The sequence below is a fragment of the Mucilaginibacter lappiensis genome (assembly GCF_050433765.1).
Taxonomy (GTDB): domain Bacteria; phylum Bacteroidota; class Bacteroidia; order Sphingobacteriales; family Sphingobacteriaceae; genus Mucilaginibacter; species Mucilaginibacter lappiensis_A.
Window position 1 is genome coordinate 42,321 of record NZ_JBNPWP010000003.1, and the last position, 22,737, is coordinate 65,057.

General features: G+C 42.0%; 19 protein-coding genes. 17 read left to right on the plus strand and 2 right to left on the minus strand.

Annotation, left to right across the window (positions count from 1 at the left end):
* Positions 1 to 24: 24 nt before the first annotated feature.
* From M2273_RS10510 to M2273_RS10585, 16 genes are all read left to right on the plus strand, one after another.
* Complete coding sequence (locus M2273_RS10510) at positions 25 to 900, plus strand: sugar phosphate isomerase/epimerase family protein (RefSeq protein WP_429396463.1); 876 nt, start codon at positions 25 to 27, stop codon at positions 898 to 900.
* A gap of 18 nt (positions 901 to 918) precedes the next feature.
* Positions 919 to 1,692, plus strand: coding sequence for a 3-keto-disaccharide hydrolase (locus M2273_RS10515; RefSeq protein WP_429396466.1), 774 nt, complete (start codon positions 919 to 921; stop codon positions 1,690 to 1,692).
* A gap of 173 nt (positions 1,693 to 1,865) precedes the next feature.
* The gene (locus tag M2273_RS10520) at positions 1,866 to 2,660 is read left to right on the plus strand and encodes an NIPSNAP family protein (protein ID WP_429396469.1); all 795 of its coding nucleotides are present in this window, start codon (positions 1,866 to 1,868) and stop codon (positions 2,658 to 2,660) included.
* A 154-nt stretch (positions 2,661 to 2,814) separates the two neighbouring features.
* Entirely contained in the window at positions 2,815 to 3,174 is a 360-nt protein-coding gene (locus M2273_RS10525) for a response regulator transcription factor (RefSeq protein WP_429396472.1), read from the plus strand.
* Between the two features lie 420 nt (positions 3,175 to 3,594).
* A complete protein-coding gene (locus tag M2273_RS10530; RefSeq protein ID WP_429396475.1) occupies positions 3,595 to 4,839 on the plus strand; it encodes an efflux RND transporter periplasmic adaptor subunit in 1,245 nt (414 codons plus the stop codon).
* A 108-nt stretch (positions 4,840 to 4,947) separates the two neighbouring features.
* Positions 4,948 to 6,405, plus strand: coding sequence for a TolC family protein (locus tag M2273_RS10535; protein ID WP_429396478.1), 1,458 nt, complete (start codon positions 4,948 to 4,950; stop codon positions 6,403 to 6,405).
* 40 nt (positions 6,406 to 6,445) lie between these two features.
* The gene (locus M2273_RS10540; protein WP_429396481.1) at positions 6,446 to 7,111 is read left to right on the plus strand and encodes an ABC transporter ATP-binding protein; all 666 of its coding nucleotides are present in this window, start codon (positions 6,446 to 6,448) and stop codon (positions 7,109 to 7,111) included.
* Positions 7,112 to 7,133: 22 nt separating this feature from the next.
* The gene (locus M2273_RS10545; RefSeq protein WP_429396483.1) at positions 7,134 to 8,366 is read left to right on the plus strand and encodes an ABC transporter permease; all 1,233 of its coding nucleotides are present in this window, start codon (positions 7,134 to 7,136) and stop codon (positions 8,364 to 8,366) included.
* Between the two features lie 30 nt (positions 8,367 to 8,396).
* Positions 8,397 to 9,578, plus strand: coding sequence for an ABC transporter permease (locus tag M2273_RS10550; RefSeq protein ID WP_429396486.1), 1,182 nt, complete (start codon positions 8,397 to 8,399; stop codon positions 9,576 to 9,578).
* A 21-nt stretch (positions 9,579 to 9,599) separates the two neighbouring features.
* On the plus strand, positions 9,600 to 10,973 hold the full coding sequence (locus M2273_RS10555; protein ID WP_429396489.1) for a sigma-54-dependent transcriptional regulator: 1,374 nt from the start codon (positions 9,600 to 9,602) through the stop codon (positions 10,971 to 10,973).
* The gene (locus tag M2273_RS10560; protein ID WP_429396492.1) at positions 10,957 to 12,258 is read left to right on the plus strand and encodes a sensor histidine kinase; all 1,302 of its coding nucleotides are present in this window, start codon (positions 10,957 to 10,959) and stop codon (positions 12,256 to 12,258) included. The genes M2273_RS10555 and M2273_RS10560 overlap by 17 nt, the downstream gene beginning before the upstream one ends.
* Positions 12,259 to 12,824: 566 nt before the next feature.
* The gene (locus M2273_RS10565) at positions 12,825 to 14,495 is read left to right on the plus strand and encodes a hypothetical protein (RefSeq protein ID WP_429396495.1); all 1,671 of its coding nucleotides are present in this window, start codon (positions 12,825 to 12,827) and stop codon (positions 14,493 to 14,495) included.
* Positions 14,496 to 14,761: 266 nt separating this feature from the next.
* A complete protein-coding gene (locus M2273_RS10570) occupies positions 14,762 to 16,072 on the plus strand; it encodes a hypothetical protein (RefSeq protein WP_429396498.1) in 1,311 nt (436 codons plus the stop codon).
* Between the two features lie 28 nt (positions 16,073 to 16,100).
* Positions 16,101 to 18,305: a PQQ-binding-like beta-propeller repeat protein gene (locus tag M2273_RS10575; RefSeq protein WP_429396501.1), complete on the plus strand. Its 2,205-nt coding sequence runs from the start codon at positions 16,101 to 16,103 to the stop codon at positions 18,303 to 18,305.
* Positions 18,306 to 18,525: 220 nt separating this feature from the next.
* Positions 18,526 to 19,548, plus strand: a complete 1,023-nt coding sequence (locus M2273_RS10580; protein WP_429396504.1) for a hypothetical protein — start codon at positions 18,526 to 18,528, stop codon at positions 19,546 to 19,548.
* Positions 19,549 to 19,681: 133 nt separating this feature from the next.
* A complete protein-coding gene (locus M2273_RS10585; protein WP_429396507.1) occupies positions 19,682 to 20,218 on the plus strand; it encodes a M15 family metallopeptidase in 537 nt (178 codons plus the stop codon).
* Positions 20,219 to 20,483: 265 nt separating this feature from the next.
* Here M2273_RS10585 and M2273_RS10590 read toward each other — a convergent pair whose 3' ends face one another.
* Together M2273_RS10590 and M2273_RS10595 are read right to left on the minus strand one after the other, a co-directional pair.
* The gene (locus tag M2273_RS10590; RefSeq protein ID WP_429396510.1) at positions 20,484 to 20,798 is read right to left on the minus strand and encodes a hypothetical protein; all 315 of its coding nucleotides are present in this window, start codon (positions 20,796 to 20,798) and stop codon (positions 20,484 to 20,486) included.
* 5 nt (positions 20,799 to 20,803) lie between these two features.
* Entirely contained in the window at positions 20,804 to 21,268 is a 465-nt protein-coding gene (locus M2273_RS10595) for a hypothetical protein (RefSeq protein WP_429396513.1), read from the minus strand.
* A gap of 242 nt (positions 21,269 to 21,510) precedes the next feature.
* Here M2273_RS10595 and M2273_RS10600 point away from each other — a divergent pair, with 242 nt between their 5' ends.
* Entirely contained in the window at positions 21,511 to 22,728 is a 1,218-nt protein-coding gene (locus M2273_RS10600) for a glycoside hydrolase family 88 protein (RefSeq protein WP_429396516.1), read from the plus strand.
* Positions 22,729 to 22,737 lie beyond the last annotated feature (9 nt).

Here is a 22,737-nt window from a genome sequence, read left to right on the forward strand (position 1 = left end):
CAAAAACATTAACCAAATAAACACATGACAACCAGAAGAACATTTTTAGCACAGGCCGGACTAATTACAGCAGGTGTAATGATGAAACCTAATTTTCTATCGGCCAAGGGCAATAACGTTGTAGGGCTGCAATTATATAGCTTGCGCGATCAGTTACCAAAGGATGTAAAAGGTGTAATTGCTCAGGTAGCAAAAGCCGGTTATAAAGAGGTGGAAACCTTTGGTTTTAATAAACAAACAGGATATTGGGGTTTGCCGGGTAAAGATTTTAGTCAGTTATTAAAGGATAATGGTCTTACCACGCCGAGCGGTCACTATGGGCTTGACCAGTATTTTGGTGAAGGTAAAACTGATGACCTGAAAGCTTATATTGAAGTGGCTAACACCATCGGACAAACCTATATCATTATACCTTCATTAAACCATAATTTTATAAAAACGGTTGATGATTGCAAAGCAGTAGCCGAAAAGATGAACAAGATAGCCGAGATCTGCAAAGCATCGGGCTTAAAATTGGGCTACCACAACCATAACTTTGAGTGGAAACCTGTTGGCGACACTACTTTTTATGATGTGGTACTTAACAACACTGATCCTAAGCTGGTGAACATGGAAATGGATATTTACTGGGTTGTACGCGCTGGACAGGATCCAGTTGCAATTTTTGAAAAACATCCAGGCCGTTTCACTTTTGTACATGTTAAAGACAGAGACAAAACCAATGCCGAACTGAACACCGAAATTGGTAACGGCGATATTGATTTTAAAACCATATTGGGTAAAGCCAAGCTTGGCGGTGTTAAACATTTTATTGTTGAACAGGAAAACTATACCAATATTGATCCTTATGTAAGTATCACCAAAAGTGCATCTTACCTGAAAAATACACTTCACGTTTAAACCAATTATAATACCAATATGAAATATCCAGTTATACTAACAGCGCTTTTAGCCGGAAGCTTTTTGATGGCTAATGCACAGGAAGGTGCTAAGCACGAAGACACAGAAATATACGAGCCTGTTCCAAAGGTGGTTGTTCCGGCTAAAGTATTAGGCGATGCTCCTTCAGATGCCATAGTTTTATTTGATGGTAAAAACCTGGACGAATGGGTATCAAACGAAGATAAAAGCCCGGCAAAATGGCCGTTTAAAGGCAATATACTTACTGTTGATAAACATACCGGCGGTATTGAAACTAAAAAATCATTTACTAATTACCAGCTGCATATTGAGTGGCGTGTTCCTGCAAACATTACCGGCGAAGGCCAGGCACGCGGTAACAGCGGTGTGTTTTTAGCATCATTAGGTAAAGGTGATCCGGGTTATGAGCTACAGGTTTTAGATGCATATAACAATAAAACTTACGTTAATGGTATGGCCGGCAGTATTTATAAACAAGCTATCCCATTGGCAAACCCTTGCCGCAAACCAGGCGAGTGGAATGTTTATGATGTTGTTTGGACAGCACCAGTATTTAACGAGGATGGTACGTTAAAATCAGCAGCAAGAGCTACCGTGTTCTTTAACGGCGTGCTGGTTGAAAATAACTTTGAACTGCTTGGTCCAACTCAATACGTTGGTAAGCCATCATACGAAGGCAAAAAACACGGCGCCACACCTATAAAACTACAGGCACACGGCGATAAAAGCGAACCGCTTAGTTTCCGTAATATTTGGGTACGCGAGTTGTAATCCATTTATTCCTAATATTTAAAAGCCTGTAAGCTATAGCTTACAGGCTTTTTTGTTGATTGCGGCATAACCCATAAATTAGGATACTGTGCTACAAAAATGTGACAAAGACATTTAATAAACCAGCTGAAATTAGCACATTTGAAATTATATTTACACACTTAAACCTATTTATGAAATCACATTACAAAACCATTCTTAACCTTTTTTCTTTCGTTATATTAATTATTGGGTGCACGTTGGCTTCGCCGGCCAGTGCAGCCAAAAGATATTATTATCAAATTAAAATATACCATTACAAAACCCAGGCACAGGAAGGCCGTATAGAGCGTTACCTGGAGCAGGCATATGTGCAGGCATTACATAGGGCAGGTATTAAAAAGGTTGGTGTTTTTAAGCCCATAAAACAGGATACTGCCGATATGCGCATCTACGTTTTTACCCCATTCACGTCGCTGAATAAACTAACAGATATCGACAAAAAATTACAGGCCGATACTAAATATTTAACCGATGGTGAGGATTATATCAATGCTGATTTTAAGGATGCTCCTTATACCCGTATTGAAACACTGATATTGCAGGCATTTCCGGGTATGCCAGCCCCGGCTGTGCCCAATTTAACCGGTAATAAAGCCGATAGGGTATATGAGTTGCGCAGCTATGAGAGCGCTACCGAAAAATATAACTTTAACAAGGTGCGCATGTTTAATGATGGCGATGAAGTAGGCCTGTTTAAACGATTGGGTTTTAACGCCGTATTTTATTCAGAAGTAATAGCCGGCGCGCACATGCCTAATTTGATGTACATGACCACTTTTAATAATAAACAGGACAGGGATGCGCATTGGGATGCTTTTGGTAAAGATGCCTACTGGAAAACCTTATCGACAAAAGCCGAATACCAAAATAATGTCTCGCATGTGGACATCATTTTCCTGTATCCGGCTGCTTATTCTGATTTTTGATACACGCTCATTTATAGCTTTATATATAGATACGGAAGGTTTCATGTGCCATTTTTAACTGCTCTTACGCTAAGCTTCGCGAATGCCAATAATTGCACAAACTGTTAATTAGCCTATTAAAGGCTTGATTTTTGTGGTGTTTGAGCACGAAGAAATGAAAAAGATCATGATTGCGGACGATGATCCGGGGATTGTAGATGCGGTAGAGATCATGCTTGATTTTGAAGGTTACGAGGTGTCGTCGACTGTAAATGGGGCGACGCTTTTAGATATGCAAACAGAATTTCCCGATCTGTTATTATTAGATATCTGGATGTCGGGCTTTGACGGGCGGGATATTTGTCGTGAATTAAAACAGAGGAAAAACACCAGGGGCATTCCCATCATTATGATATCAGCCAGTCGGGATATCGAACGATCGGCCTATGAAGCCGGAGCTGATGATTTTTTAGCAAAGCCTTTTGAAATTGACGACCTGTTAGGTAAGATAAGAAAGCTCTTGAAGGATAATTAGTTAGTGACTATCCTCTCATAGACTCACCCTGGCTTTGCTTCGCTCGCCATCCTTCTCTTCGCCTGCGGCGGAAAGAGGGCGTTGCAAATATCTTTATACTTTTTGTCATCCTGAGGAACGAAGGACCTATTAGCAAGCTTTGCATGTCGGTAATTAGATGCTTCACTGCGTTCAGCATGACAAGTTTATTTTTTTTCCTCTTTCCGCCGCAGGCGAAGAGAGGGTGATCCAGCGAAGCGCAGATCGGGTGAGTCAACCCCTACAGCCAACCCTCACGCCCATACCATTCCCACCTGTTCATTATCATAAAAAGTGTCCGAAATCGATCACTTTTTAAAAATAAAAAATTCATAAATAATTGATAGTAAGCTACTTGGTATTGGTATAACTCTTGCAAAACCATATCCAAAAAGTACAACAATGGATAAGGAAATAACGCTTGAAGTTATATCGCAAAAAAGAAGAAAAACGGCATTGGTTGCCCTGATCAGCATAGCTGGTTTAGTGCTGGCTATATGGGTATTGCGGGGGTATATCAAGTCGTCATTAAAAAAATCAGAGATCACTACTGCTATTGTTGAAACGGGTAATATAGAAAATACCATCAACGCCACCGGCGAAGTATTGCCTGAGTTTGAGGAGATCATTACCAGCCCCATCAATGCATCTATAAAAAACGCGCTGATGGATGCCGGTAATAAAGTGAACGCCGGGCAATCCATTATCACCCTTGATAAATCGGCCTCTCAAACCGAATATGAAAAGCTAAAATTTCAGCTCGAATCAAAACGTAACGAGATCAGCAAATTAAGGCTTGATCTGGGCAAAAGCTTTTATGATATCCAATCGAACAATGATATCAAACAGCTGCACATCAGCAACCTGGCCGATGCAGTTGAAAATGCCAAACGTCTGTTTAAAGCAGGTGGCGGCACCCGCGAAAATATTGAGCAGGCAGAGCTTAACTTAAAAGTGGCCCAGTTGGAGAAAAAACAACTGGAAAACGAAATAAAGAACAAGCAGCAAACGATGCAGATAGAGATCAAAGAAGCCGAAATTGCCGCGGCCATACAGGAAAATGATCTTAACGAGCTGCAGCGCAAACTGCAGCTGGCCAACGTGATTGCCACCCGCAAAGGCGTAATTACTTATGTAAACAAAAACATAGGCGCTAATATACATGAGGGCGAAACGCTGGCCCGCATTGCCGACCTCGGGAGTTTTAAAGTGCAGGGTAGTATATCTGATAATTCACTTGACGAACTGCATACCGGTATCCCCGTTATTGTCCGCATTAATGATAACCAGTTGCGTGGTCATGTGACTAATGTATCGCCATCTATCCAAAATAGTATCATCTCTTTTGATATACAGCTTGATGACCGGTCCAGCAAGTTGCTTCGGCCCAATATGAAAGTTGATGTTTTCCTGGTGACCGCAACGCATAATAAAGTGATGCGGGTTGCCAACGGCCCGGCATTCAAAGGCTCAAATTTACAGGACATTTTTGTGGTAAATAAAGGTAAGGCCGAACGCCGGACGGTTCACGTAGGCCTAACCAATTTTGATTATGTAGAGATACAGGACGGCGTAAAACCCGGCGATGTGGTGATCACCTCGGATATGAGCGAATATAAAAACTCAACAGAAATAACTATTAACTGACATAAGCCACTCAGCTCCCCGTGGGAAGGGAGTTCTTCATAACATTAATCCTCCTGCCGGTTGGTGGGAGGGTTTGAGTGGGTATCAGAAAATATATAATTAAAAGAAATGAAATTTTTATACATTATATTGTTATTAACCATGAGTTCGGTGGCATTTTGCCATGGCGCTAACGATACCCTGCGCCTTACCCTGCAACAGGTGGTTGAGCTTGCCAAGGCAAACTCCATAGCGGCTAAACAGGCCGCTACCGTGCGCGAAACAAAATACTGGGAGTACCGTACTTACAAATCAAACTATCAGCCTCAACTGGCTGTAAGCGGGTTTTTACCTAATTATCAAAAAACTTTTTCGCAGGTATTTCAGCCGGATGGCACCATATTGTTTCAACCTATTCATAACGATAACTCGTCACTTCAGCTTGATTTTAGTCAAAGCATTACCGCAACTGGCGGTACTATATTTGGTACAACCCAGTTGCAGCGTTTTAATGATTTTGACAGGCATAACGTATTATACAACGGTATTCCGTATGGTATTGCGTACGCACAGCCGCTGTTTCAGTTTAATAAGTTAAAATGGGATAAAAAGATTGAGCCCTTGAAATATAATGAGAGCAAACAGACTTATATTGAAGACCTGGAAAACATTGCGGTAACGGTTGAGGGTTATTTTTTTGATCTGTTGCTGGCACAGGTTAACTTGCACATTGCCGAAACCAACTTAACCAATACCGAAAAAATAATGGGCATAGCCAACACAAAATTTGAGTTAGGAAAAGTATCAAAAAACGACATATTGCAATTAAGATTAGAGCTTATTAACGCTAAAAAGGCAGTGGGTACCGCAAAACGCGATATAGAAATTGCCACCCTTACCCTACGCAGTTATATAGGGCAGGAGAGTGATAGTAAAATTGTACTGATGGTACCCGAAAATATCAGCCAAATGAGCGTTACCCCGGATAAGGTTTTGGCCGAGGCCTTTGCTAACCGTTCGGCTGCTATTGGTTTCCTGAGGCGCATGGCCGAGGCCAAACGCGATGTAGCCAAAGCTAAGGGCGAAACAGGTTTAACTGCCACACTTAATGCCAATCTGGGTTTTTCAAATACGGCCACCAATATTCCGGGAGTGTATAAAAATCCGCAGAACCAGCAAGTGTTGCAGGTGCAATTATCAGTACCCATACTGGATTGGGGCAGGTCAAAATCGCGCACCAAAACAGCAATGGCCAATCAGCAGCTTACTGAATACACTGTAGAGCAGGATAAGCAAAATTTTCAGCAGCAGATAGTAACGCAGGTATCGCTGTTTAATGTAATGAAGGAGCAACTGGTGTATACTGCCGAAGCTGATAGCATCGCTTCAGAAAAATACCAGATAGCCCGCGAACGCTATGTACTGGGCGACCTGAGTATTACCGACCTGGGCATCGCCTTTCGCGAAAATGACCAGGCCAAGCGCGATTACATAACATCGCTCCGCGATTTCTGGGGAGCATATTACCAGTTACGCTACTTGTCGTTATATGACTTTGAAAATAACCATAAAATTACCTATCAATAAATCACAAATTCAATAACTCAATAATTCACTAATTAAAGATATGATCCGTTTACAAAACATCGAAAAAGTGTACCGCACAGACACTATTGAAACATTGGCACTCAACAGCATCAACCTTGACGTAGCCAAAGGCGAATTTTTATCCATCATGGGCCCTTCGGGCTGTGGTAAAAGCACCTTGCTTAACATTATCGGCCTGCTCGATGCACCGTCAAAAGGCGAGATCAAAATAAGCGATCAAAAAACCGATCATTTATCTGATAAGCAACTGGCACAGTTCAGGAATAAAAAGCTGGGCTTTATTTTTCAAAGCTACCACCTGATAAATGACCTGCAGGTGCTTGATAATGTGGAGCTGCCACTGCTATACCGCAATACCACCGCCAAAGAACGCAAAATGCTGGCCAGCGAGGCTCTGGAAAAGGTAGGGCTTTCAAACCGGGTAAAACACTTCCCTACCCAACTATCAGGCGGACAACGGCAGCGTGTAGCCATAGCCCGGGCTATTGTGGGCCACCCGGAAATTATCCTGGCCGACGAGCCTACCGGTAACCTGGATAGCGCTATGGGCAACGAGATCATGGAGATCCTGATTAACCTTAACCGTAACGAAGGCACTACCATTGTAATGGTAACGCACGATGAAAACATGGCCCACAAAACACATAGGTTGATGCGCTTATTTGACGGCTCGCAGGTTTTGTAATTAACAGTTTAACATTAAGATCATGCTCAAAAATTATTTTAAAATAGCCATAGCGGTGCTGCGCAGGCGCAAGTTCTTTACGTTCATCAGCTTGTTTGGTATCAGCTTTACACTTACAATTTTGCTGGTGTTAACTTCTTTTTTGGATAAGATAGCCGGAGATAGCTACCCCGACCATAAACGTGACCGTTCTTTATACGTTTCGCGCATGTCTGAGTGGTATAAAAACAATGGTATGAATTCGGGGCCATTATCTTTTTACTTTTTTGATCATTATGCGCGCAGTCTAAAAACCCCTGTTAAAATTGGTATAACCAACGGCGCCAGTAGCACTAATACTTATGTAAATAATAAAAAGATAAGCTTAAGCTACAAATACACCAATGCCGATTACTGGGATATTATGGAATATGATTTTGTGGAGGGTAAGGCCTTCACAAAACAGCAAATTGATAAAGGCGACATGGTGACGGTCATATCTGAAGATATAAAGAAACAATATTTTGGCGATGCACCATCGGTAGTGGGCAAGTATTTTGAAGCAGATAATGTGAAATACCGGGTAATTGGCGTAGTGAAAAATGTACCGGTAACCAGCTACATGACTTTTAGCGATATATACCTGCCTTATACCGTAGCCAAAACAGATTTTGCAAAAGATAAAAGCTACCACGGTCGGTTTTATGGCATATTGCTGGCAAACTCCAGGTCAGACGTACCCCGCATGCAAGCTGAATTTCAAAGTATGATACAAAGGCTGCCCATGGAGAGAAAAGAATTTATCAAAATAGTGTGTCATGCCCGTTCTTATATTGCGAGCTACGTTGATACCGGCAACGATAACAAATCAGGGGTGGTAATGGTGCTTACCGCTATTAGCATATTTGTATTGCTGGTAATGCTTTTGCCCACACTTAATTTGGTTAATATCAACATTACCCGTATTATGGAGCGCTCATCAGAAATTGGTGTACGCAAGGCATTCGGTGCATCTTCAAACACATTGATTTATCAGTTTATTGTCGAAAATATTATACTAACATTACTGGGTGGCGCTATAGGCGTGGTATTATCTTTTATAGCTATAGGAGCTCTTAACAGTGCGCACCTGATACCCAACCTGGTTTTATCAATTAATTTCACCGTACTGTTTATTGGTTTACTTATTTGTTTTTTATTCGGTTTATTATCAGGAGTTTACCCGGCATGGCGTATGTCAAAACTCAATGTGGTAACTGCTTTAAAAGCTCAGTAGGTAATTTAAAAATCATTTAATCAAAATATTATGTTCAAGCATTTATTTAAGCTGATCTGGAATAAAAAGAAACAAAACTTTTTATTGATGATAGAAATGCTATTCTCATTTCTGGTATTGTTCGCTGTTTTTTCTATGCTGGTGTATTATTACACCAATTATAAAAAGCCAATGGGCTTTGATTATAAAAACGCGTGGCTGGTATCGTACAACAATACCTATAAAACACAAAATACCGACTCACTGAACCTGTACTACCAAACCCTGCAAAAAATGATGAAAGCTATGCCCGTAGTTAAAGAGGTGAGTTTCTGCAGCGATAACGTACCGCTCTCGTCCTATACCAATGGCGGAGATGTTATGTACGGTAAATTAACAACAGGTACTAATAGATACACGGTTGATGATAATTACAAGAATGCTTTAAACGTCAGTTTGCTTGAGGGCAGCTGGTTAAATAAAAATGACGCCATTGGCAAATATCCTTCGGTAGTTATCAATGGTAGTTTAAAGGAACAACTTTTTGGCAATGGTACTGCTGTTGGTAAGGTCATTACTGACGGTGATGGCAAATCAAAAATGAAGATAATTGGCGTTATACAGGATTTAAAGGTTAAAGGTGATTATTCACCATCTGGTAACGCGTTATACTTTCGTGTTGATACCGGATCTTTTCGTTGGTTAGGCAATATAATTATAAAGGTTATACCTACAGCCAATGCCGCTTCTGAGGCCCGTTTATATAAAACTCTGGCCAACTACATGAAAGATTCAAATATATCCATTGAGCATTTTACTAACAAACGCACAGAGATTAATTATTTTAACCTGGTGCCTATGATCATCATGTCAATAGTGGGCTGTTTCCTGGTTATTAATGTTGCGCTTGGCTTATTTGGAGTGCTTTGGTATAACATCAATAAAAGGCGTGGTGAAATTGGGCTGCGCAGGGCGGTAGGAGCTACCGGCAATTCGGTTTCATCACAGCTCATCGCAGAGTCACTTATATTGGCCACCTTGTCGTTGATTATAGGGATATTTTTTGCCGTACAGTTCCCCTTACTTAACGTATTTAATTTACAGGCAGGTATTTATATTACCGCTATGCTGTTGGCTATCCTGTTTATTTACCTGCTCGTATTCTTGTGCTCATTATATCCGGGCAAGCAGGCGGCGGCAATTTATCCGGCGGTGGCGTTACATGAAGAATAATTACGATATTAACCTGCTATTATGATATTGGTTATTGATGACGATCTGGCTGTAAGAACCTCGCTGATGCTGTTGCTAAAGGGTGAGGGTTATGAGGTGCTGTGTACAGAAAACCCCGGCGATGCTTTAAAGATAGTCAGGAAAAATACACCGGAACTTATTATTCTTGATCTTAACTTCTCCATAGATACCTCAGGGCGGGAGGGTATGGATCTGCTCGAAAAAATAAAACAGCACACCGTTGCTATCCCGGTCATATTAATAACCGGCTGGGGCAGCATTGAACTGGCCGTAAAAGGGATGAAGATGGGGGCCAATGATTTTATCAATAAGCCCTGGAGCAATGAGTACCTGATCCAGTCGGTTAAAACCCTGCTTGACCTGCAGGACAAGAAAACCGAGCACCGTACCCGTAAACAACTGGATAAAACCTACAATTTTCAGCACATTATAGGCGAAGACCCTAAAATGCTGAACATCCTGGAAACCATAGGCCGGGTGGCCCCAACTGATGCATCCATCCTGATCATGGGCGAAAGCGGCACGGGTAAAGAATTGATAGCCGAGGCCATTCACCAGAATAGTTTAAGGCGCAACAAGCCGTTTACAAAGGTGAACCTGGGTGGTATATCCACATCATTATTTGAAAGTGAGATGTTTGGCCATATCCGCGGCGCGTTTACCGATGCCCGGTTTGACAGGATTGGTCGCTTTGAAATGTCAAACAAGGGAACTATTTTTTTAGATGAAATAGGCGATCTGGATGCCAGCAGCCAGGTAAAACTGCTGCGTGTATTGCAGGACCGTACCTACGAGGTGCTGGGCAGCAGCCGTACCAAAACGGTTGATGTGCGGGTGGTTTGCGCCACCAACAAAAACCTGAACGATATGGTGAACAAAGGTACCTTCAGGGAAGATCTGCTTTACCGCATCAACCTGATCACGGTTTACCTGCCAGCCCTGCGCGAGCGGCCAAAGGATATTCCCTTGCTGGTTAATTTTTTTATTGATAATTTAAAGGAAATATATAATCGTCCCAAATTATCAGTAGCCGGGAGTGCCATAAAATGGCTGCAGCAATTGCCACTGCCCGGTAATATCAGGCAGCTGAAAAATTTGGTGGAGCGGTCCATACTGGTGAGTAAAAATGACGAACTGAGTATTGATGATTTCAGGTCGCAACTGGAACTATCGCCGGTTAAAAAAGGGAATATGCAATTGCCCGGCGTTGGTACTTTAACACTGGAAGAAGTAGAGGTGGAGATGATAAAACGCGCCATGGATCATCATAAAAATAAAATAAGCAGGGCCGCGGCGTCACTGGGGCTTACCCGTAGCGCTCTGTACCGCCGCTTAGATAAATACCAGATACCGTACGATGAAACTGAGGACTAAATACATCTTGTTCGTTGTTATACTGCACCTGATAACGCTGGTACTTACTTACTTTATTTTCGAGCAAAACAAGGTGTTCTTCATCGTTTCGGAGGTGTTTATTATCATTTCCATCGTAATAGCATGGCAGCTTTACCGCCAGCTGATACAGCCTTTAAAACTACTGATGCAAGGTGTTGATGCCATTAAGGATAAGGATTTTAACGTTAAGTTTTTATCAACCGGCAAACATGAAATTGATGAGCTGATTAATGTTTATAACCAGATGATGGATGAATTAAGAACAGAACGCACCCGGCAGGAGCAGCAGCATTTTTTTCTGGAGAAGCTGATCCATACTTCGCCAACTGGCATTATCATTCTTGATTTTGACGATCGTGTACAACAAGTAAACCCCAAAGCCCTTCAGCTACTAAACATTACCGAAGAACAAGTGCATGGTTACTCCATTCACGAATTGGAGCATCCTTTGTTTAAGCAGATCGGGGAGTTAAAATCGGGCGAAACCGCAGTGGTAAAGCTGGATGGGGTAAATTCATTTAAGCTGCAAAAATCGCATTTTGTTGACAGAGGTTTCTCCCGCCATTTTGTGATGATCGAGGACCTGACGGCCGAGATCCTGGCTGCCGAGAAAAAGGTTTATGGCAAGGTGATCCGGATGATGGCGCATGAGGTAAATAATACCATTGGTCCGGTTAACTCCATCATGCAATCGGCCATGAAAACAGACCAGCTTTGGGAAAGCCATGATTTTGATTCGTTAAAGGATGCCTTGCAGGTGGCTATGGACCGTAACCAAAACCTTAACCTGTTTATGCGCAATTTTGCCGATCTGGTTAAACTGCCCAAAGCCAATAAACAACCCATAATACTGCAAAAGCTGATAAATTCGGTAGCTAAATTAATGGCTGTTAAGGCACAGGAAAATGGCGTGGCATTTGAATTTAACCTGCCTAATGATGCTATAAATATAATGGCCGATGAGCAACAACTGGAGCAGGCGTTGATAAACATTGTAAAAAATGCCATTGAGGCTATTGAGGGCACCGGCGTAATGAAATTCACAGCTATGCCTGCCGAGCGGAAACTGGTGATCACAGATAGCGGCAAGGGTTTAAATGCCGAACAACATGCCAATTTGTTTTCGCCATTTTTTAGTACAAAAAAGGACGGGCAGGGGATAGGCCTCACCCTGGTGCGGGAAATATTGTTAAATCATGGCTTTGAATTCAGTCTTAAAACTGTTGCCGAAGGGCAAACAGAGTTTACAATACATTATAATTAAATTATTTCATTTAGGTTCCCCTCTTGAGAGGGGGGGGATTGTGAGTTGGCAGGGGTGTGTTATTCAAGCAGCATAACATCTCTTTCAAGGGGGAAACTGCACGGGTTTGTTAGGCTAAAGCCAGTTATCAATTTCTTAAACCATCCCATAAATGGAACGGCAATGAATTTTTGTAATTATTGTAGTGTTTATCATTGCCGTTGGCTTTAGCCAACGGGTAAAAATGAACAAGAGTGGCTTTAACCCAACCGCCTCTTTAAGCGTCCACGCTTAAATAATATTTTAAAAGAGTGTCCACGCTCACTTAACTGTTGTAAGCGTGGACGCTTACCCTCATGTAAATTCAAGCGTTGACGCTTGAATTGGCGGGGAAATTTGTCTGAACCTCGATTAAACGGATGCATTAGATTTAAGGGTTTACTTCAGTTTTCAACAAATCGCGGTAATCGTTCAATCCTAAAAATCGTGGTTCAGACAAAAAACAATTTCACCCCATCCTTCCAATTTTAAAAATCATTTCCAATAGCTGAAACCTTTTAGTAATGTTGTATAACCAATATCTAACTATGCAAAGGCGACATTTTATAAAACTTTCAGCTACTACTGCTGCTGCCGTGCTTTTCAGCAGGCTCACGTATGCAACATCAACCCAAATAACCGCGATTAATGCTCCAGACGAAGTTTGGGCGCAAACCGGCGATGAATGGTTTAAACTTACGGGAACTAACGGATCGTTATTTACCTATAAAGATATTATCGTCACTTTAAAAAACAGTAGTAATGCAAAGGGTGTATTTGTTGCTTCGCCCACACTGCAGTTAAACGCTGTGCGCTTAAAGTGGAAGCATAACCTGTTGCCAAACACCAAATTTTTGGGCGACCACTGGGAGCGCTCCTACGGCGATCTGGAATGGAAAACTAAATCCACTAACGTTAAAAATCCCTGGTATGTAATCATACATGACGACAAGCAAACCGCCTGTTTCGGAGTTAAAACCGGGGCTAAAAGTATTTGCTGGTGGGGATTAAGTAGTGATAGTTTGGAACTTACTTTAGATACCCATTCGGGCGGCAACGGTGTGCTGCTGGGCGCTCGTGAGCTTCATGCTGCCGATATCATTACCGCTAATGGTAAACCCGGTGAATCCCCATTTCATACTACCCGCAGGTTTTGCGGTATGATGTGCCCTAAGCCACGCCTGCCAAAACAGCCTGTATATGGTATAAACGATTGGTATTTCGCCTATGGTAATAATTCTTTCGACCTGATCAAGAAAACCACCGCTATGATGGCCGAATTGGTTACTGACACGCATAATCGCCCGTTTTCGGTAATTGATGCGGGTTGGGCGCAGTACTCGCCATTACTACCTGGTGATGGCGGCTGGAACGACGATTTTTCGAAGCCCAATGATAAATTTAAGGACATGCACCTGCTGGCCAATGAGATCAAAAACTTAGGTATGCGTCCCGGTTTGTGGATGCGTCCGCTTTGTGCCCGCCATGATGAAAAAGCCAGTTTGCTGGCCCCTAAGATCCCCGGCAGGGATGATCCCCGCAATCCGGTACTTGACCCAACCATCCCCGAAAACATCGAACGCATTAAACACAACTTCGATGTTTATAAACAGTGGGGTTATGATATGGTGAAACATGATTTTAGCACTTATGATATTACCGGCCGCTGGGGTTTTGATATGAAGAACAGTATAACCGCTCCCGGCTGGAACTTTAACGACCGCAGTAAAACCACTGCCGAGATAATCGGTGATCTGTATAGCGCTATCAGGCAGGCCGCTGGAAATGATATGTACATTATTGGCTGCAATACCATGAGCCATCTGTCGGCCGGGGTGTTTGAACTTTGTCGTATTGGCGATGATACCAGTGGCAAGGAGTGGGCCCGCACCCGTAAAATGGGCGTTAATACACTGGCTTTCCGCTTGCCGCAGCATGACACCTTTTATGCAGCCGATGGCGATTGTGTAGGTTTAACCAAGGATGTGCCCTGGGATAAAAATAAACAATGGCTGCAATTACTGGCCGAAAGCGCCGCGCCGCTCTTCATATCGGCCCAGCCCGAAGCTTTGGGAACTGAACAACGGGCAGCTGTAAAACAGGCTTTCGCCAACGCCGCCAAAGTACAACCCATAGCCGAACCTTTAGACTGGATGACCAATATGCAGCCCACTAAATGGAAACTGAATAACAGGGTGGTTGATTTTAACTGGGGATAAACTATCTGAGTCGGGGTCCTGAATTTCAGACTTACGAAGTTTTTAAAACTTCGTAAGTCTTTCAAGAATAAGGTGTCATTGCGAGCGTAGCGCGGCAATCGCATAGGACATTAACGAACTTTTGCATGTGCAACCTATATGGTGAGATTGCCACGCTAAGCTCGCAATGACATAATTGTAAATTGTGATGCGATATCCATATTTTGTTTTATAAACAATGGAATCATTATCTTGTTCAACATTTACTTGATCAGGATAAATTAACCATGAAGAAACTACTGCTTTTTTTACCCATACTTTTTATGTTGTCATGCGGGCAAAATCCCGCACAGCAACAGGAAAATAAAAAACTGAACAGCCTGGCTATTGAATATGTAAGGCTGGGCCTAACCATCGGTCAGTATGATGCTGACTTTGTAGACGCCTATTATGGTCCGGATTCATTAAAGCCCAAACAGCAGGCCGCCAAGGAATTTCCGAAGGATAGCCTGCTGGCAAATGCCAATAGTTTAATGAACGAATTGAAAATAATTTCGACCTCATCAACCGTTGATACCAATAAAATGCGGGCCAGCTGGATGGCCGATCAGTTGGTAGCATTTAGCCGCCGCATCAGGATCTTCTCGGGCGAGGAGCGTCCATTTGATGAAGAATCAAGAGAACTTTTTGGCGTTGCAGCACCCATTTATACCGACGATTATTTTAAAACGCAGATCAATCTGCTGGATAGCATTCTGCCGGGTAAGGGCCGTGTGAATGATCGTTTTCAGAAACTGGCCAATAAATTCATCATCCCCAAAGATAAACTTGATCCGGTAATAAAGGCGGCCATAGCCGAGGCCCGTAAACGTACCCTTGCCCATTATAAATTACCTGCCGGCGAGGCATTTACTTTGGAGTATGTAACCAATAAACCGTGGAGTGGCTATAACTGGTATAAAGGCAATTATAAAAGTACCGTACAAATAAATACCGACCTGAAAATATTTATTGACCGGGCCATTGATGTGGGTAGTCATGAAAGTTACCCGGGTCATCATGTATACAATATGCTGCTCGAAAAAAACTTGTACCATGATAAAGGATGGGTAGAGATCTCGATGTACCCGCTGTTTAGCCCGCAATCGTTAATTGCCGAAGGGAGTGCCAATTACGGTATAGAGGTAGCTTTTCCGGGCGATGAAAAAGTGAAATTCGCCAAAAACGTATTGCTGCCCCTCGCTGGGTTGGATACAGCCGGTATCGATCTGTATTTTAAAGCTTTGGCTATAAAGGGTAATTTAAACTACGCCCGCAATGAGGCGGCAAGGGGTTTGATCAACAATACCATGTCGCGGGATAAGGCGCAGAGCTACCTGATGAAATATTGCCTCATGAATGATGAAACCGCCAGCAAATCCATCAGCTTTATAAAAAAATATCGTAGCTATGTGATCAATTACAACTACGGGCAGGATCTGGTAAAGAACTATATAGAAAGAAACGGTGGCACTGCCAAAACGCCCGAAAAACGCTGGGAACTATTTGGAAAGTTGCTGAGCAATGAAGTAGCACCAGCCAGTCTGATCAATAAATAAAAACCAATAATAACCTAAATTCTTCATCATGAAAATTAAGCTGCTTTCTTTATTGAGCGTTCTGTCAGTTGTTTACTGTTCGTGTAAAAATAAGTCGGCCACAAATACTGCAGATTATAGCGGTTGGCGAACCTATGCGGGCACTAAAGAAGGTAACCGTTATTCATCAAATGAGGAGATCAACCTAAGTAATGTAAGTAAGCTAAAAGTAGCCTGGACCTACAGTACTCATGATAGGGATACGGGCAACCTCAGCCAAAACCAGTGTAACCCTATTATGGTTGATGGTGTGCTGTATGGTACCAGCCCCAAGCTCAAGTTGTTTGCTTTGGATGCCGCTACCGGCGCGCAAAAATGGTTATTCGACCCGGCAAAAGGGGATACCACCAACAACGGCGACCCTATGGCCTACTATAAAGTAAGCCGGGGCGTAATTTACTGGCAAAATAATGATGGCGGCGAGAAACGTATTTTTTATAGTGTGGGCGCTAAAACCTTCGCCATTGATGCAGAAACCGGTTTGCCGGTAAGGAGTTTTGGTAAAAACGGATATATTGACCTCACGAAGGATCTTGGCCGCGATACAAAATCGTTTGTAGCCGGTACCACACCCGGTGTAGTGTATAAACACTTGTTTATTGTAGGAACACGCGTTGCCGAATCGGCAGACGCCGCGCCGGGGCATATCCGGGCTTATGATGCACATACTGGTAAAATGAGGTGGATCTTTCATACCATACCGCATCCCGGCGAAAGAGGCTACGAAACCTGGAAGGATACTGCCGCCTGGAAAAAATTTGGCGGTGCCAATAGTTGGGCGGGCATGGCTTTGGACGAGAAACGCGGCATCGTTTATATCCCTTTAGGATCTGTAGGCGGCGATTTTTATGGAGGTTTCCGCAAAGGGAAAAATCTGTTTGCCAATTCTTTACTGGCACTGGATGCCGCTACAGGTAAGTACAAATGGCATTTTCAGGTAGTACACCATGATCTGTGGGACCGTGACCTGGCCGCTAATCCAAATCTTGTGACTATAAACCACGATGGTAAACAAATAGATGCCATAGCACAAACCACCAAACATGGCTATATTTTTATGTTCGACCGTACCAATGGCAAGCCCATTTTCCCGATAATTGAAAAACCGGTACCAACCCAGGCTTTGCCGGGCGAGGAGCCCTGGCCAACACAGCCCATACCAACGTTGCCGCAACCCTTTGCAAGACAAATGTTTAATCCGGAGGATGTAACAGACATCTCGCCCGAAACACATCAGGATATGCTGCAGAAATACAATCAGGTTAAAAACCGGTTAATGTTTACCCCGCCCAGTAAACAGGGTGGCTGGATCTTCCCTGGTTTTGATGGCGGCGGCGAATGGGGCGGGGCGGCGATTGACCCGGAATCAAAGATCATGTATGTAAACAGCTCTGAGCTGCCCTGGGCGCAGGTGATGATTGATGTACCTAAGGCAACCAATGATCAGTCGTTAAAAGGCATGGGGCAGGTGATCTATAATAAAAATTGCATTAGCTGTCATGGTCCCGAGTTAAAAGGGAACGGCACATCGTATCCGTCACTGGTTAATATAGGCAATAAGTACAAAGAGGATCAGGTAAGCCAGATCATTGCTAACGGGCGTAATATGATGCCATCATTTAAGCAAATACCCCCGGTTGATAAAAAGGCGTTGCTGGCATTTCTGCTGAAACTGCCTGATGCTAAAGCGGCCAAAGTAATAGCCAAAGAACCCAAAACAGAGAAGATCCCGAGCACCAAACTGGAAAAAAAGATGGTAGATGAAGTTCCTTATACCATGACTGGCTATAATCGCTTTTTAGATAAGGACGGCTACCCCGGCATAAAACCACCCTGGGGAACGCTAAGTGCTATTGATCTTACCACAGGCAAATTGCTATGGAAAGTACCGCTGGGCGAATACCCCGAGCTAACCAAAAAAGGCATCCCCATTACCGGTACAGAAAACTATGGCGGGCCGCTGGTAACCAAAGGCGGGCTGATATTTATAGCTGCTACCAAGGATGAAAAGATCCGTGCCTTTGATAAAAAAACAGGCAAAGTGCTATGGGAAGCTAAACTACCCGCAGCGGGTTATGCCACACCGGCAACTTATGCCATAGATGGTAAACAATATGTGGTAATTGCCTGTGGTGGCGGCAAGATCGGCAGTAAATCGGGTGATCAGTATGTCTGTTTTGGGTTAGGGGAGTAATGAGGGGGCGGTGATAACACCGACTACGGGCTGAACGGAAAACCTTATACTGTTCATATGTACACCCGTGAACACTATGAGTATTGATTAACTATTGATAATCAAATACTTGTATTTGAAGCCCTAAAACAAAACACTGTACACGGAGCGGTCATAGCAGACCGTATGAGATTTTTCGATACCGATTGTTACCTATTATTTACGAGTTAAGCTTCATTGTATGAGACCACATAAAAGAATAAGTAATCCGGAAAAAATTGATCGGCACTTAATTCAAAAAAATTTAAAAGATGGAAACCGCGTTATCGTTCAATTCTCTGACAAATTATATTCAGACAAGATACTTGCCGACTTAAACGAGCTTTGTTTAGAATATGACGATAATTTCGGTATTCGCTTTTATGGATTTTATCAAAGTTCTTTTGATTGCAAGACGCTTTTAAAGTTATCAAACATAAAAGCTCTTTGGCTTGACTGCTTATTGAAAGTCGACAATTTGGAGGTCTTGACCGAATTGAAAAATTTAAGGCGTTTAAGTTTGGGTGTTTTTGAACTAAAAGAAACAGAAATATTTCAAGCTAATAATTTTCAAAACCTTAGGGAATTAATTATTGGCGAATCAAGAACGAAAGCTCTTAACCTTAAATATTTAGAAAACTACGGAGATTTAAATTATTTAACTATTTGTGGACATACTAAAAATATTGAGGTTATAGGCAAATTGACGGATTTGGATTATTTAGGTTTAAATTCAATTTCAAAAGTTCCACTGGACTTTGTGAACCAACTCAAAAAACTTAAGTCATTGCACTTTCTTTTGGGCGGACGAGAAAATTTAGATGAGATTGAAGAAAATGAAATCGAAACACTAAAAATAATAAGAGTTCGAGCATTTCGTAATTTTAAGAATATTTCAAATTTTAAAAAGCTAAAAAGCCTTTTAATTGAAGACCAAATTCAATTAACAGAATTAAATTTTGACAAAAACACACCGCCTCTAAATGATTTCAAGTTGATAAACTGTAAGACTTTTAAATCGTTGACAGGACTTGAAAGATTAAATAGACTTAACCAACTGGGAATTTACAAGACAGATATAAACTTTGAAGAGTTTATAAAGCAACCCCTTCCAAAATCCCTCAACATACTCGCCTTTTATACTGCGAAAGCTAAAATAGACAAAGAAATTAGACAGCGGCTTTTGAAACTTGGATATATAGATGGGCTCGAGCGTATTTTGTAAGGCGCTGATATATAGTTTGTAATAATTATACAATTGCAAAATTGCGTATTTCTACGGTTGATGGATACGAATAGTTGTTTTAGCTTTAAGTGACTTAGCATCTTAACATAAACACTATTTAAAACTTATCGCCATGGCAGCCGATTTAAACCTGTTAGTACCCGCATTTAAAGAAAAAGTAATTCAATTATTGGAAAGCTGTAATGATGCAGGGTTTAAAATGATACCTACAGAAACAATAAGAACCCCTGTAAGACAAGCACAGTTGTGGAGGCAGTCAAGAACAAGATCAGTAATTCAACAAAAGATAGCTGATCTTCAGGATCGCGAAGCGGGATTTTTAGCGCAGTGCATTATAGATGCAGGCCCTCAGAATGGTGATCATGTAACCAATTCTATACCCGGATTATCATGGCACCAGTGGGGGGAGTCGGTAGATTGTGTTTGGATAGTTAATGGTGAGGAAGAATGGTCAGTAACCAAACTGGTAAACGGGCAAAACGGCTATCATGTTTATGCGGGTATGGCCAAAGAATTAGGCTTAACAGCTGGTGGGTTTTGGACTTCTTTTAAGGATTGGCCACACGTGCAGTTACATCAGGCCGCAAATCCGGCAGGCGATTTTACTTTAAAACAGATAAACGATATTATGAAGGAGCGGTTTTCTTGAGCGGAAGAATAAAAAGAAAAGGGTGGACACATGCGATTCCTTCCCTTGGGAAGGGGAGGTAGGGGTTTATAGAACATAGCAAGTTTATACTGCACGTATAAACCCCTCCCTGCTACTACACAATCCACCGCACCCCTCCCGTGGGGAGGGAATTATAACCTCGCGAACACCTGCTGTGTTATCACCGCGCCACTTGATTTCTTTGAAATTAACTCGTATGCAACGCAGCATGGAGTTTTTTACAGCTACTTGTCTTATGAAGCCATTATGCAAATGCATCTGCCCGGGTTTTCATGTTTTCCTTTAACCATTTTAAAGCTTCGGCATTGTTGTTTAAGCTGGAGAAAATACTCCTCAACGTTAAGGATTGACCAGGATCAAGTTCATTGGTGTACTCTTCCAATGTTTCCACTCTGTTTTCGAGTTTTAAGCCGATGATCTTATCCATAATATCTTCGGGAATATGAAAAATACTCCGCAGTTCATCGGGGCTGGCATAATTTAATATCCTGCCGGTACACACATCATAGCAAGGCTTATGTGGGCTAAAGGGGAAATCGGCACAGTTACAATCAGACATATTGATTAAGTTATAATTTTACCATTAAAAATCCAGATGGTTAAAAAAGTGATCATCCACACAGCAAATATTGCCACGCCGCCCATAAACCAGGTAAGTTGTCGTTTAAACCGTTTGTTGGTTTCTTCGCTGATGCCTTCTACCAGGCTTGGAATAACAAACATGCTCGCCAGATAGCTCCGGGTTACACGCTGACCCCAATAAATGGAAATACATAAAGCTATCCACCCTAAAATATAAACAAAATACAGCCATTTATATTCATTTAACTTTAAATAATCCTTTTGTAATATGGCTAAAATGGAACCGCCAATAATTAATAAAGCCCAGCTAATGATCCTGTTAGATTCTTCATTAACTGTTTTTAATGCCTCAATGCGCGATATCTCCTGAGCAGGTGCAGTTTCGGTTCCGGTGTCCTGTTGCATATCATCCCTTAAAAAAGGAATAAAACTGAGGAGCTTTTTCAATCCGTTTATTATACTGCTTCCCATTTGTAACTGGTTGTAATACAATGGTTAAGTTACCAAAATTTTATATTATTAATTGAAAAAAATATACGTTTTACCACAATATTAAGCTTGATAGTATACCTTATATTATCTCAGGCTTACAATTTGGTATTACTATAGCCTAATGTTTTTAATTTGCTTGAATTTCCAATCAAAATATGCATTTTTATGGCTGCCAAAATCCGTTATAAATACCTTTTATGAAATTCAAAATTCTACCTCTTATTGCTTTCGCTATTTGTTTAACCTTGTTTACTTTAAGTTCATTTGCCCAGGCTAATTTTAAACCGGAAAAAGGACTTTTATCCACCATCAAAAAAAACTTTAAAGATGCCGATGCCCAGTATAAATTGCTGGCTAAGCAAATAGGGCCCGAGGAGTTTCCTAAAACATATCACCCCAATACCAGTAAGCAGGAAAACAGCAATTCGGGCTGGTGGTGCAGCGGCTTTTACCCGGGTAGCTTATTGTATTTGTACGAGCAAAACCATGACCAGCAATTATTGACCGAAGCTAACCGCATTATGGGCGTTTTGGCAAAAGAGCAGTTTAATACCCACACGCATGATCTGGGTTTTATGATGTATTGCAGCTTTGGCAATGCCAATATTGTTGAACCAAAGCCAGAGTATAAACAAATATTAATCAACAGCGCCAAATCACTATCGACAAGGTTTAACCCGACAGTGGGTTGTATTAAATCATGGGATTCAAAAAATCCATCAGATTACCTGGTGATCATTGATAACATGATGAACCTGGAACTATTGTTTTGGGCCACAAAAGAAACCGGTGATTCCAGCTATTATAAAATAGCCGTTACCCATGCCAATACCACCATGAAAAACCATTACCGGTCCGATTACAGCTCTTACCACGTGATCAATTATGACGTACAAACAGGAGCGGTAAAGGAAAAGAAAACAGCGCAGGGTTTCGCCAACGAATCCGCCTGGGCACGCGGGCAGGCCTGGGGATTGTATGGCTATACCGTGATGTATCGTGAAACAAGGGATAAAAAGTATCTTGACCAGGCACAAAACATAGCTCATTTTATACTGACAAATCCAAACCTGCCAGCCGATAAAATACCATACTGGGATTATAACGCTACAAATATCCCTAATGCCTTAAAGGATGCCTCGGCAGCGGCTATTATGGCTTCGGCATTGTTGGAGCTTTGCAGGTATGCTGATAATAATAGCGGTCAGGAGTATTTTAATACGGCGCAAACCATCCTTAAAACACTGTCGTCGCCGGCTTATAAAGCAACAGCCGGAACAAATGGCGGCTTTATTTTGGAGCATAGCGTAGGGCACTTTCCTGCAGGTACAGAAATTGATGTGCCCTTAACTTATGCCGACTATTATTTTATTGAAGCAATGAAAAGATACCAGGCATTTGGAACTAAAAAATAAAAACAAGTA